The sequence below is a fragment of the Streptomyces bottropensis ATCC 25435 genome (assembly GCF_000383595.1).
Lineage (GTDB): Bacteria > Actinomycetota > Actinomycetes > Streptomycetales > Streptomycetaceae > Streptomyces > Streptomyces bottropensis.
Map to the genome: position 1 here is coordinate 2,419,221 of NZ_KB911581.1, position 12,976 is coordinate 2,432,196.

Genomic DNA, 12,976 nt, shown 5'->3' on the forward strand with positions numbered 1-12,976 from the left:
GCCCCGGGGCCGCCCCGCCGGTCCGGTCGGGGCCGGGTGCGTCGCGGCACCCGGCCCCGACCGGTCAGGACAGCAGCTCCACCTCCGCCAGCGTCGCGCTGTCGTCGAGGACGAGGCGGTAGTGGTCGTACGCCCTCGGGGTGGTGATCGAGAAGGCCCGGGTCTGGCGGTCCCAGGCGAAGGATTCGCCGGAGCGCCGGTCGAGGGTCTTCCAGTCGGTGCCGTCGGCGGAGGCCTGGAGGGTCCAGCCGGCCGGCGCCTCGGTACGGTCGGACGAGGTCAGCGTGTACTGGACCGCCTTCGTGCGGGCCGGCACCGGGAGCGCCACCGTCCCGGCGGTCGCCTTCGTCGCCGAGGTGTCGTCGAACAGCCCGCCGTCACCCTCGACGGCGTCCGAGCGGGGCGCCGGAGCCCTGTCGTCCTTCGTGATCGACACCGGGGCAGCGCTCTCCCCGGTGCCCCAGCGGGACGGCTTCGGGCCCATGTCGAACCTCAGCGTGCCGCCCCGGGCGAGGAGCGAGTGCGGCAGCGACGTCGACGTCCACGCCTTGCCGTTGACCTTCAGGCCCCGCACGTACACGTTCCGCGCGCTGTTCTTCGGGGCCTCGACCACCAGGTCCCTGCCGTTCTCCAGGTGCACGGTCGCCTTGGTGAACAGCGGGGAGCCGACGGCGTACTCGCCGCTGCCCATCACCAGCGGGTAGAAGCCGAGCGCGGAGAACAGGAACCAGGCGGACTGCTCGCCGTTGTCCTCGTCGCCGTGGTAGCCCTGGCCGATGTCGCTGCCGACGTAGAGGCGGGACAGCACCTCGCGGACCTTCTCCTGGGCCTTCCAGGGCTGCCCGGCGGCGTCGTACATGTAGATCGCGTGGTGGGCGACCTGGTTGGAGTGGCCGTACATGCCCATGCGCACGTCACGGGCCTCGGTCATCTCGTGGATGACCCCGCCGTAGGAGCCGACGAGGTCCGGGGAGGCCGTCTCCGGGGTGGTGAAGTAGGTGTCCAGCTTCTTCGCCAGCCCGCTCCGGCCGCCGTACAGATTGGCCAGGCCCTTGCTGTCCTGCGGCGCGGTGAAGGCGTATCCCCAGCCGTTGGTCTCGGTGTAGTCGTGGCCCCAGACGCGGGGGTCGTACGCCGAGGAGTCGACCCGCCAGGCGCCCCGGCCGTCCCGGCCCTGGAAGAAACCGGCCTTGTCGTCGAACAACTTCACATAGTTCCGCGCCCTGTCGAGGAAGTAGACGGACTCCTCCGCGTACCGCTTCTCGCCCGTCTCCCGGTACAGGGCCCGGCCCATCCGGGCGATGCCGTAGTCGTTGAGATACCCCTCCAGGGCCCAGGACAGGCCCTCGTGGGTGTCGGTGGAGGTGTAGCCGAGGAAGGGCGAGGTGGCCATGCCCTTGCGGCCGACGCCCGACGACGGCGGGACGACCGTGGCGTTCTTCAGGGCCGCCTCGTAGGCCGACCTCGCGTCGAAGTCCACGCCCTTCACGTACGCGTCCGCGAACGCCACGTCCGAGGAGGTGCCCGTCATCAGGTCCGCGTAGCCGGGGGAGGACCAGCGGGAGGTCCAGCCGCCGTCCTTGTACTGCTGTACGAACCCGTCGGCCATCTGGCCCGCCTGACCGGGCGTCAGCAGCGCGTACGCGGGCCAGGTCGTCCGGTAGGTGTCCCAGAAGCCGTTGTTGACGTACACCTTGCCGTCGACGATCTTCGCGCCGGTGTGGGTCGGGGTGTCCTGGCCGGTCATGGGGGAGAACGGCGAGGCGTACCGGTGCTTCGAACCCACCTTCTCGAAGCCGGAGTTGGGGTACAGGTACAGCCGGTAGAGGCTGGAGTACAGCGTGGTCAGCCGGTCGGGGGTCGCACCCTCGACCTCCACCTTCCCCAGGATCCGGTCCCACTGCGCCCGCGCCCGGTCCTTCACCGTCTCGAAGGCCGTGCCGTCCGGGATCTCCTGGCGCAGGTTGTCCTTCGCCTGGTCCAGGCTGATCAGTGAGGTGGCCAGGCGGAGCGTCACCGTGCGGTCCGCGCCGGCGTCGAAGCGGAGGTGGCCCTTCACACCGGTCGAGCCGCCGTCCGTGACCGGCGCGTCGAACACCCCGTACACGAAGAGGCGGGTCGCGCCCGTGGAGAGTCCGGACTTCACATCCGAGAACCCCGTGACGACTCCCGCCTCCTTGTCCAGGGTCAGGCCCGCCTGGTCGGTCACGTTGTCGAAGAGGACGCTCGCGTCGTCACCGGGGTAGGTGAAGCGCAGCGCCGCCGCGTGGTCCGTGGGCGCCATCTCGGCCCTGACGCCGTTCTCGAAGTGGACCCCGTAGTAGTGCGGCCGGGCCGTCTCGTTCTCGTGCCGGAAGGCCAACGCCCGTGCGGTACGGCTCAGTTCGGGGGTGCCGGCGGCGGCCGAGGGCATCACCTGGAAGGTCTGACGGTCGCCCATCCACGGGCTCGGCTCATGACTCGCGCTGAACGCCTGGACGGTCGGCAGATTGTCCGCGTCGTTGGCCCGCGCGTAGTCGTACAGCCAGCTCAGTGATCCGGCGTTGGTCACCGGCGTCCAGAAGTTGAAGCCATGGGGCACCGCGGTCGCCGGAAAGTTGTTGCCGCGGGAGAAACCGCCGCTGGAATTCGTTCCCCTGGTGGTCACCACGTAGTCGGAGAGATGCGCCTTCGGCCGCTCGGGCGCCCGCACCCGCAGTGTGACGTCGTCCAGCCAGCCGCGGAACCGCGCCGGGCCCTTCGGGGAGTCGTAGGCCACCACGATCCGGTCCACGGTCCGCCCGGCAGCGACCGAGCCTATTCGGGAGACCACGTCGTTCCACTGGTTGACGTACAGCACCTTCGCCGCGCCCTGGCCACGCGGCGACAGCGGGAACCCGTGGCTGTCCCGCGCCCCCAGGTCGCTGAGCGAGCCGCCGTCGGTGAAGACCAGGTCGACCGAGACGTTCGTGGCGTCGTAGTCCAGATCGCGGTCCGCCATCGAGGGGAAGATCCGGTACGCCAGCTCCGTGTTCCGCTCGACGGCCACGTTCACGTCGAAGACCTTGTTGTACGCGTACGCCCGGCCGTCGGCGGTGTGCCGGCCGGCGTACCGCAGGGCCCGCTTGCCGGTGAAGCCCATGCCGGCCTTGGCGGTCGCCGAGCCGCTCGGGCCCCGGTCGACCAGCGACAGCATCTCCTTCGGCGCGGGTGCCTGCCCGCCGCCCGTCGAGAACCGCACATCGGCGAGCTGGGTGATCATCGAGGCGCCGTTGTTCCTGGTGATGTCGAGCCGGAAGTGCCGGTACTCGGCCACCGCGTCGCCGGGGATGTCGTACGACTTCGTCTCGAAGCGCTCCCCGAAGTCTTCGCCGGAGCGGGTGTCGAGGGTCTTCCACTCCTTGCCGTCGGTGGAGCCCTTGAGGGCCCAGTCCCTCGGGTCGCGCGCCTCGACGTCGTTCGCCGAGGTCAGCGCGTAGGTGACGACCTTCGCCGGGCGGTCCAGGTCGAACTCCGCCCAGCCGGTGGGCTGGAAGGTGAGCCACTTGGTGCCGGACTCGCCGTCGACGAGGTTCTCTTTCACCTCCCCGCCGCCCGTGTTCTCGCCACTGGCCCGGACGTCGGTGACATGGTCGGTGATGTCGCCCGGGATGCCGCTGGTGTAGCCGCCGTCGACGCCGGAGGCTCGGGGGGAGCCGTCCGGTGCCGTGTCGGTCGTACTGAGCCAGTCCGGAGCCGGGTCGTCCGGTTCGAACGAGGAGCTGAACTCCCGCTCCCCGGCCGCCGGCCGGTCCGGTAACGCGACCGCCGCGCCCTGCGAGGCCACCACCAGTGCGAACGCGGCGGCGCCGAGCGCCGCCGTGGAACCCCGTCCGTGCCGCATCAGCGAGCACTCTCCCTACGTCCAGCAGACAGTTTTCGATCAAGAAATGATCGAAAGAGGACAACGTTGTCGACCGCGTAACGCAGGGACCAGTAGGGGTTGAAGTGATGGGTGGTGTCAAGGGTGTTGAGTGCGCCACCCGGGAGGAATGGCGGGGATTTTCCGGTCAGGTGGCGCAAGGTCGCTCATATTTCCGAGAGGTCTCAACTCGGAAAAGACCGATGGCCAACCTTGCATTCGATCTTGCCCCGCTGGCGGGAAGTGGACTATACCTGTCGGCGTCCGCATAGTGGTCACACAGCCGCGGACAGGCCCTACCCGGGGGGAATCAGCGTGGTCGCGGACGTGTCCGCGTGCCGACCGCCGTCTTGCCCCTGTTGAATCCTCACGCACGACCCCAGCTTGAACCGACCGCGGTGCCGGGAGGATCCGGTTCACCGCCTGAGTCCTGGAGAAGGCGAGGACTTGAGCATGGGATCCACTACCGCTGAGAACGACAACGGCCCCGAGGGGGTCGCCGCCACCGACCCCGAAGGCGTCGGCCGCCGCGATCTGATCAAGCGTTCCGCCGCGCTGGGCCTGATCACCGTCCCGACGATGAGCTTCCTGTCCGCGTGTGCCAGTGGGGGCGGCGACGACGACACCTCCGAGGACAGCCAGGGCAAGACCTCCGCCTCCAACCCCTTCGGCGTCAAGAAGGGCAGCAAGCTCGACGTCGTCATCTTCAAGGGCGGCTACGGCGACGCCTACGCCAGGGCCTGGGAGGCCGCCTTCCAGAAGAAGTGGGGCGTCAGCTCCACCCACACCGGCACCCAGGAGATCACCGGCAAACTCCAGCCGCGGTTCAACGCGGGCAACCCGCCGGACATCGTCGACGACTCCGGCGCCCAGCAGATCCCGATCGACGTGCTCTACAAGAACGACCAGCTCCTCGACCTCGCCGAGATCCTGGACGCCCCCTCGATCGACGACCCGGACAAGAAGGTCCGCGACACGCTGATCCCCGGCACGCTCGACGCGGGCATGCAGGAGAACAAGGTCGTCGCCCTGAACTACATCTACACGGTGTGGGGCCTGTGGTACTCCGGCAAGCTGTTCAAGGAGAACGGCTGGGAGGAGCCCAAGACCTGGGCCGACTTCCTCACCATCTGCAAGGAGGCCAAGGCCAAGGGCATCGGCGGCCTCGCCCACCAGGGGAAGTACCCGTACTACATCAACGTCGCCATCATGGACCTGATCGCCAAGACGGGCGGTCTGGAGGCCATGAAGGCGATCGACAACCTCGACCCCAAGGCGTTCGTCGGCTCCGACGCCGCGAAGGCCGGCGTCGAGGCGATCTACGAGGTCGTCGAGAAGGGCTATCTGATGCCCGGCACGAACGGCCTGACCCACACCGAGTCCCAGGCCCGCTGGAACCAGTACAAGGCCGTGTTCATCACCTCCGGCTCCTGGCTGGAGAACGAGCAGCTGAAGCAGACCCCGGACGACTTCGAGATGACGTTCATGCCGATGCCGGTGCTCCCGGACAGCGTGATGCCCTTCGAGGCGATTCGGGCCGGTTCCGGGGAGCCGTTCATCATCCCGTCCAAGGCGAAGAACCTGCCGGCCGCCAAGGAATTCATGCGGATGATGCTCTCCAAGGAGTGGTCGACGCTGTTCGCCAAGGAGGCGAACTCCCTGACGATCGTGAAGGACGGGGTCGACACCGGCGTCTCCCTGCGGCCCGGTACCCAGTCGACGGTGGAAGTCTCCAAGGCCGCCGGTGACGACACGTTCCGTTACCTGTACACCGAGTGGTACAGCGAGATGGACACGGCGATCCAGAACGCGTCGAACGAACTGATGGCCAAGCGGATCCAGCCGGCCGAATGGCTCAAGCGGGCGCAGGCCGCGGTGGACAAGCAGGCCAAGGACCCCGATTCCAAGAAGAACCGTCGGGACTAGGGGGCGTCGGAGCGCCGGGGGAGCTGCGCACTGTGGTGAGCTGCGAGTTCGTGGTGGCTCACCGCGTGGTTCCCCGCGTCCCTGAAAAACTGGGGCGCGCCTTTCGTCTCATGGAAGCCGAGGCAGGGAAACGCCAATGCGTAAAGGGCAGAACCGGTTCGTCGCGGGGTTTCTTCTCGCCCCCGTGGCGCTTTATCTGATCTTCGTGATCTGGCCGTACATCCAGACGTTCGGCTATTCACTGACGGACTGGAAGGGACAGTCGCAGACGTTCTCCTTCATCGGCCTGGACAACTACACGGCCTTGTTCCAGGACGACATCTTCCTCCAGGCGATCTGGCACAACATCCTGTTCCTGGTGTTCATCCCGGTGATCACCATCCTGCTCGCGCTGTTCTTCGCCTTCATGCTGAACGCGGGCGGACGCGGCCGGGCTGGCGGGGTCTCGGGGGTCGCCGGGTCGGGGTTCTACAAGATCGTCTACTTCTTCCCGCAGGTGCTGTCACTGGCGATCCTCGCCGTGCTGTTCGGGGCCGTGTACCGCAGCGACAGCGGAGGCATGCTCAACGGCCTGCTGCTGAAGCTGGGGCTGGTCGACGAGAGCAGCCCCGTCGAATGGCTCAACGAGCCGAACTTCGTGCTGTGGGCGCTCATCCTGGTCGTCGTCTGGCACGGTGTCGGCTTCTACCTCGTGCTGTTCTCCGCCGCCATGCAGGCCATCCCGAGGGACATCTACGAGGCCGCGCTGATCGACGGCGCCGGCCGCGCCCACACCTTCTTCCGCATCACCCTGCCGCTGCTGTGGGACTCCGTGCAGACCGCCTGGGTCTACCTCGGCATCGCGGCGATGGACATGTTCATCCTGGTCTCCACCATGACCGCGGGCGAGTACGGGGGCGGTCCCGACCACCACAGCGAGGTCATGGCGACCGTGATGATGCGGAACTTCCTGCTGTACGGCAGGAGCGGCTACGCCTGTGCGATGGGCGTCGTGATGCTGCTCCTCACCCTGATCGTGTCGGTGGTCATGCTGCGCGCCACCCGTCGCGAACGCGTCGAGTTCTGAGCGGGAGATACGACAGAAGTGATGAGTGCACCCCTCAAGACCGCCTCGCGCGGCGACTCGGTCCCCACCGGCCCGACGGTGGACAAGGGCAGGACCGGCCCGGGCGACGAGCGCGGCGAAGGCGTCGTCCTGAACGTCTTCTCGCACGGCTTCCTCGCCCTGTGGGCCCTGCTGATCGTGCTGCCGCTGCTGTGGCTGGTGCTCAGCGCCTTCAAGACCGACGCGCAGATCGGCGGCTCGGCCTTCGGCTGGCCCGAGAACTGGTCCCTGGAGGTGTTCTCCCGCGCCTGGGACAAGGGCATCGGGGACTACTTCGTCAACACGGTCATCGTGCTGGTCTTCTCCGTGCCGCTGACCATGCTGTTCGGCTCCATGGCCGCGTACGTCCTGGCCCGCTACCCCTTCACGGGCAACCGGCTGCTGTACTACTTCTTCGTCGCCGGGGCGATGTTCCCGGTCTTCCTCGCCCTGGTGCCGCTGTTCTTCATGGTCAAACGGCTGGACATGCTGAACACCTACCAGGGTCTGATCCTGGTGTACGTCGCCTACTCGCTGCCGTTCACGGTGTTCTTCATGCACGCGTTCTTCCGGACGCTGCCCACCGCGGTCTTCGAGGCGGCCATCCTGGACGGGGCCTCGCACACCCGGACGTTCTTCCAGGTCATGCTGCCGATGGCCAAGCCGGGGCTGATCAGTGTGGGGATCTTCAACACCCTGGGTCAGTGGAACCAGTTCATCCTGCCCACGGTCCTCATGCAGCCCCAGAGCGGCGACGACCCGGAGCGGTACGTCCTCACCCAGGGACTCATCCAGCTCCAGCAGCAGCAGGGCTACGCCTCCGACCTGCCCGTCCTCTTCGCCGGTGTCACCATCGCCATGATCCCGATGCTCGTGGTCTACCTCTCCTTCCAGCGCCAGGTGCAGGCGGGGCTCACCTCGGCCACCCTCAAGTAGCCCGTTCCGGGACCTCAAGTAGCCGCAGAGTGACATTTAGTGGTCACTCGGCGGTCCCAGTTTCCCTCAAGGACTTGACTGCGGTAACCCGTTCAGCGGAGCTTGGAGTTCACAACTTGTAAGTGACCCGGGTTTCTGGCTGTGGCCTGGGTCACGGGCGGCGTGCGGGCCGTCCGTCCTGGGACGGGAGTGGATGAGTCGATGGAGACTCCGGGGTCGCAGTCGTCGCTGCACAGAGCAAATCTCGAACGCGTCGTCCGGGCGGTGCGGCTCGCCGGGTCGCTGACCCAGGCGGAGATCGCCAGGACGACCGGTCTGTCCGCCGCCACGGTCTCCAACATCGTGCGCGAGCTGAAGGACGGCGGAACCGTCGAGGTCACGCCCACGTCGGCCGGCGGCCGGCGGGCGCGCGCGGTCTCGCTCAGCGGGGACGCCGGGATCGTGATCGGCGTGGACTTCGGGCACACCCATTTGCGCGTCGCGATAGGGAACCTCGCCCATCAGGTGCTCGCCGAGGAGGCCGAGCCGCTGGACGTGGACGCCTCCTCCACGCAGGGTTTCGACCGGGCGGAACAGCTGGTCACCCGGTTGATCGAGGCCATCGGGGTGGATCGCGCGAAGATCGCCGGCGTGGGCCTCGGCGTGCCCGGTCCGATCGACGTGGAGTCCGGCTCGCTCGGCTCCACGGCCATCCTGCCGGGCTGGACCGGCACCAAGCCCGCCGCCGAGATGCGCGACCGGCTCGGTGTGACCGTGCACGTGGACAACGACGCCAACCTCGGCGCCCTGGGTGAGCTGGTCTGGGGCAGCGGCCGGGGGGTGCGGGACCTGGCGTACATCAAGGTGTCCAGCGGCGTGGGGGCCGGACTGGTGATCGATGGCAAGATCTACAGAGGTCCGGGTGGCACAGCGGGAGAAATCGGGCATATTACTCTTGATGAATCCGGCCCGGTCTGCCGCTGCGGCAACCGTGGCTGCCTGGAGACCTTCGCGGCCGCGCGCTATGTGCTGCCGCTGCTCCAGTCCAGCCATGGCACCGACCTGACCATGGAAGGGGTCGTACGGTTGGCGAGGGACGGGGATCCGGGCTGCCGTCGGGTGATCGCCGACGTCGGCCGACACATCGGAAGTGGAGTCGCCAATCTCTGCAATCTGTTGAACCCGAGCCGCGTGGTTCTCGGTGGCGATCTCGCCGAGGCCGGAGAGCTGGTTCTCGGACCCATAAGGGAGTCGGTCGGCCGGTACGCGATCCCAAGTGCCGCACGTCAACTCTCGGTGTTGCCAGGGGCACTTGGCGGCCGAGCCGAGGTCCTCGGGGCCCTGGCCCTGGCCCTCAGCGAGATGGGTGATTCGACCCTTTTGGACGGCACCCTCTCCGCAGCAACCCCTGTCTTCACTTAGAGAACGAAACACGCCGTTGCCAACCCGTTAAGGATTTACTTCTTGACGTCGCACGTGTGGCCGAGTTGACTTCCAGCCACCTCGGCCGCAGTGCTGCGGCCCGTGTCAGGGAGGCACAACCCAAATGAACGCAACGATGCGTAGAGTCGCGATCGGCGCCACCGCGATCTCGCTGGCGCTGTCCGTGGCCGCCTGTGGCAAGGCCGGCGACGACAAGGACTCCGACAGCGGCAGCGACAGCGGCTCGGGCAACAAGACCATCGGTCTGCTCCTGCCCGACAACGTCACCGCGCGCTACGAGAAGTTCGACCGGCCGTACTTCGAGGACAAGGTCGAGGAGCTGTGCTCCGACTGCAAGGTCGAGTACGCGAACGCCGCCGCGGACCCCACCAAGCAGGCTCAGCAGATGAGCACCATGGTGACCAAGGGCGTCAAGGTCATCGTCGTCTCCGCCCAGGACTCCGCCGCCATCAAGTCCTCCATCCAGTCCGCGGTGAACAAGGGCGTCAAGGTCGTCGCCTACGACCGTCTCGCGCAGGGCCCGGTCTCGGCCTACGTCTCCTTCGACAACGTCAAGGTCGGTGAGCTGCAGGGCCAGGCCCTCATCGACGCCCTCGGCGACAAGGCCACGCCGAAGGCCAAGGTCGTCATGATCAACGGCGACGACGCCGACCCGAACGCCGGTCAGTTCAAGGAGGGCGCGCACAAGGCCCTCGACGGCAAGGTCGACATCGCCTACGAGCAGTCCGGCCTGTGGAAGGACACCGTCGCCGCCCAGAAGATGTCCGCGGCGATCACCCAGCTGGGCGCCAAGAACATCGCGGGCGTCTACGCCGCCAACGACGGCATGGCCGGCGGCATCGCCAACACCCTCAAGGGTGCGAAGATCAGTGGCATCCCGCTGACCGGTCAGGACGCCGAGCTGGCCGCCATCCAGCGGCTCGTGGCCGGTACCCAGTCCTCCACGGTCTACAAGGCCTACAAGCCGGAGGCCGACACCGCCGCCGAGCTGGCGGTCAACCTGCTGGACGGCAAGGACATCAAGTCCCTGGCCGACACCGAGGTCACCAGCGGCTCCGGCGACAAGGTCCAGGCCAAGCTCCTGGTCCCGGTCTCCGTCACCAAGGAGAACATCAAGGACACGGTGGTGAAGGACGGCCTCTACACGGTCGCCGACATCTGCACCCCGGAGTACGCCAAGGCGTGCAAGTCCGCCGGCCTGGAGTAGTCGCTCCGGCCCACTGAGCCTGTCCGGCGCCCGCCCCACCCATACCCCGCTTCCGGGGCGGGCGCCGGACGGAACCGCCGCCGAAAGAGCGGCGGCCACTCGCATGTTCACCTTGTAAGCCTTGTGCGAGCGCCCCCGTCGACGGGGCCCGCACATTCCTCCGCGCCTGGTTCCCAGCGCGGCATCCCCGCCGGTCAGGCGGCGAAGGAGATGGTTCACGTGTCCGCTACGCCCGTGCTGGCGTTGCGCGGAGTCTCCAAGCGATTCGGTGCGGTTCAGGCCCTCACCGACGTCGAACTGGAGGTCCACGCCGGAGAAGTGGTCGCCCTGGTGGGCGACAACGGCGCAGGAAAGTCCACCCTGGTCAAGACGATCGCGGGTGTCCACCCCATCGATGAGGGCGTCATCGAGTGGCAGGGTGAGCCGGTCAGGATCAACAAGCCGCACGACGCCCAGGGACTCGGCGTCGCGACGGTCTACCAGGACCTCGCGCTGTGCGACAACCTCGATGTCGTCGGCAACCTCTACCTCGGGCGCGAGCTGCTGCACCGCGGCGTCATCGACGAGGTGTCGATGGAGAAGAACTCCCGCGAACTGCTGTCCACGCTCTCGATCCGCATCCCGAGCGTCCGCATCCCGATCGCGAGCCTCTCCGGCGGTCAGCGCCAGGTCGTCGCCATCGCCCGCGCCCTCATCGGCGACCCCAAGCTCGTCATCCTCGACGAGCCCACCGCCGCCCTCGGTGTCGAGCAGACCGCGCAGGTCCTCGACCTGGTCGAGCGGCTGCGCGAGCGCGACCTCGCCGTCATCCTCATCAGCCACAACATGGCCGACGTCAAGGCGGTCGCGGACACCGTCGCCGTCCTGCGCCTGGGCAAGAACAACGGCTCCTTCTCCGTGAAGGACACCAGCCACGAAGAGATCATCGCCGCGATCACGGGTGCCACGGACAACGCCGTGACCCGTCGTGCGGGGCGGCGCACCACGGAGGCGGCAAAGTGAGCGACACGTCCAAGACCCCCGTGAAGAGTGATTCCGTGCAGGGCCAGACCACGGTCGCGCCCGCCGACGACCCCACGGCCGCGCCGGTCTCCGTCGTCGACCCGCGTCTGCTGGTCCGCGAAGAGGGCCTCAAGGGCTACGTCACCGAGTTCAAGCGCAAGGTGAAGGGCGGCGAGCTGGGCTCGCTGCCGGTGGTCATCGGCCTGATCGTCATCTGGACGATCTTCCAGCTCCAGAACGACCGCTTCCTGAGCGCCGACAACCTCTCGAACATCAGCTACTTCCTCTCGGCCACCGGCATGCTCGCCATCGGCCTGGTGTTCGTGCTGCTGCTCGGCGAGATCGACCTGTCCGTGGGCTCCGTCAGCGGTCTGGCCTCCACCCTGTTCGCCGTGTTCGCGGTGACCCACGGTGTGAACGCCTGGCTGTCACTGGTCCTCGCGATCATCACCGGTGTCGCCATCGGCGCGCTGCAGGGATGGTTCTTCGCCAGGATCGGGGTGCCGGCGTTCGTCGTCACCCTGGCCGGCTTCCTCGGCTGGAACGGCCTGATGCTGTGGCTGCTGGGCGACAGCGGCACGATCAACATCCCGTCCGACACGGGTCCGGTCCACCTGCTCGGCCAGAGCTCCTTCTTCATGGACCAGGCCATCATCGGCGCGTACATCCTGGCCGGTGTCGCCGTCGTCCTCTCCCTCGTCGGCAACCTCAACGAGCAGCGCCGCCGCCGGGCGGCGGGCGTGCCGTTCCGGCCGACCAGCGAGATCCTGCTGCGGGTCGGCGCCCTCGCCGTCGCGTCCTTCGTGGCCGCCGCGGTGCTCAACGACGCCTCCGGTGTCTCCAACGCGCTGGTGATCTTCCTCGTGGCGCTGGTGGTCGTGGACTTCGTGCTGCGTCGTACGACCTACGGCCGCAAGGTGTTCGCGGTCGGCGGCGGCATCGAGGCCGCCCGCCGTGCCGGTATCAACGTGCCGATGATCCGGATCTCCGTGTTCGCCATCTCGGGTGGCTTCGCGGCGGTCGGCGGCATGTTCTTCGCCGGTCAGACCGCGAGCGCGACGCTGTCCGCCGGTGGCGGCAACACGCTGATGCTCGCGATCGCCGCGGCGGTCATCGGCGGCACCAGCCTCTTCGGCGGCCGGGGTTCGGTCTGGTCGGCGCTGCTCGGCATGCTGGTGATCCAGTCGATCCAGACCGGTCTCGACCTGCTGAACATGAACACCTCGATCCAGTACATGATCACGGGTGCGGTTCTGCTGGGTGCGGTCGTCATCGACTCCGTCAGCCGTAAGAGCCAGAAGGCGGCAGGTCGCGCGTAGCGGCCCTCGACGCCTCACGCCCTCTCAGGGCGCGGAAGTGCCCGGTGCCTTCGAGGCGCCGGGCACTTCTCCGTGTTCTCGGACGTTTCGTACGGGTACGTGCGCGCAGGATGGTTTACGCCGTTCGCGTGACGTAGCAGGCGACCGCCCGGCCGTCGGCCGTCCGCGCGGAAGATTAGACTTCGACGAGCCCGGTAACG

General features: G+C 67.7%; 8 protein-coding genes. 7 read left to right on the forward strand and 1 reads right to left on the reverse strand.

Going from position 1 to position 12,976, the window contains the following annotated elements:
- Positions 1 to 64: 64 nt before the first annotated feature.
- Entirely contained in the window at positions 65 to 3,862 is a 3,798-nt protein-coding gene (locus STRBO_RS0110670; RefSeq protein ID WP_005481840.1) for a GH92 family glycosyl hydrolase, read from the reverse strand.
- Positions 3,863 to 4,333: 471 nt separating this feature from the next.
- Here STRBO_RS0110670 and ngcE point away from each other — a divergent pair, with 471 nt between their 5' ends.
- The 7 genes from ngcE (at position 4,334) to STRBO_RS0110705 (ending at position 12,776) form a co-directional block, all read left to right on the forward strand.
- Complete coding sequence (ngcE, locus tag STRBO_RS0110675; RefSeq protein ID WP_005481844.1) at positions 4,334 to 5,806, forward strand: N-acetylglucosamine/diacetylchitobiose ABC transporter substrate-binding protein; 1,473 nt, start codon at positions 4,334 to 4,336, stop codon at positions 5,804 to 5,806.
- A gap of 136 nt (positions 5,807 to 5,942) precedes the next feature.
- On the forward strand, positions 5,943 to 6,872 hold the full coding sequence (locus STRBO_RS0110680; RefSeq protein WP_005481845.1) for a carbohydrate ABC transporter permease: 930 nt from the start codon (positions 5,943 to 5,945) through the stop codon (positions 6,870 to 6,872).
- A 21-nt stretch (positions 6,873 to 6,893) separates the two neighbouring features.
- On the forward strand, positions 6,894 to 7,826 hold the full coding sequence (locus STRBO_RS0110685; protein WP_020114177.1) for a carbohydrate ABC transporter permease: 933 nt from the start codon (positions 6,894 to 6,896) through the stop codon (positions 7,824 to 7,826).
- Positions 7,827 to 8,027: 201 nt separating this feature from the next.
- A complete protein-coding gene (locus tag STRBO_RS0110690; protein WP_020114178.1) occupies positions 8,028 to 9,227 on the forward strand; it encodes an ROK family transcriptional regulator in 1,200 nt (399 codons plus the stop codon).
- Positions 9,228 to 9,351: 124 nt separating this feature from the next.
- On the forward strand, positions 9,352 to 10,455 hold the full coding sequence (locus STRBO_RS0110695) for a sugar ABC transporter substrate-binding protein (RefSeq protein ID WP_381197662.1): 1,104 nt from the start codon (positions 9,352 to 9,354) through the stop codon (positions 10,453 to 10,455).
- 210 nt (positions 10,456 to 10,665) lie between these two features.
- The gene (locus tag STRBO_RS0110700; RefSeq protein WP_078531497.1) at positions 10,666 to 11,457 is read left to right on the forward strand and encodes an ATP-binding cassette domain-containing protein; all 792 of its coding nucleotides are present in this window, start codon (positions 10,666 to 10,668) and stop codon (positions 11,455 to 11,457) included.
- A complete protein-coding gene (locus STRBO_RS0110705; RefSeq protein WP_005481855.1) occupies positions 11,454 to 12,776 on the forward strand; it encodes a sugar ABC transporter permease in 1,323 nt (440 codons plus the stop codon). The genes STRBO_RS0110700 and STRBO_RS0110705 overlap by 4 nt, the downstream gene beginning before the upstream one ends.
- Positions 12,777 to 12,976: the final 200 nt, after the last annotated feature.

Bases quoted from the DNA above. Each gene is read 5' to 3' on its own strand.
- STRBO_RS0110700 (WP_078531497.1), top strand. From the start codon at position 10,666: ATGGTTCACGTGTCCGCTACGCCCGTGCTGGCGTTGCGCGGAGTCTCC.
- STRBO_RS0110685 (WP_020114177.1), top strand. From the start codon at position 6,894: ATGAGTGCACCCCTCAAGACCGCCTCGCGCGGCGACTCGGTCCCCACC.
- STRBO_RS0110695 (WP_381197662.1), top strand. From the start codon at position 9,352: ATGAACGCAACGATGCGTAGAGTCGCGATCGGCGCCACCGCGATCTCG.
- STRBO_RS0110690 (WP_020114178.1), top strand. From the start codon at position 8,028: ATGGAGACTCCGGGGTCGCAGTCGTCGCTGCACAGAGCAAATCTCGAA.
- STRBO_RS0110680 (WP_005481845.1), top strand. From the start codon at position 5,943: ATGCGTAAAGGGCAGAACCGGTTCGTCGCGGGGTTTCTTCTCGCCCCC.
- ngcE (WP_005481844.1), top strand. From the start codon at position 4,334: ATGGGATCCACTACCGCTGAGAACGACAACGGCCCCGAGGGGGTCGCC.
- STRBO_RS0110670 (WP_005481840.1), bottom strand. From the start codon at position 3,862: ATGCGGCACGGACGGGGTTCCACGGCGGCGCTCGGCGCCGCCGCGTTC.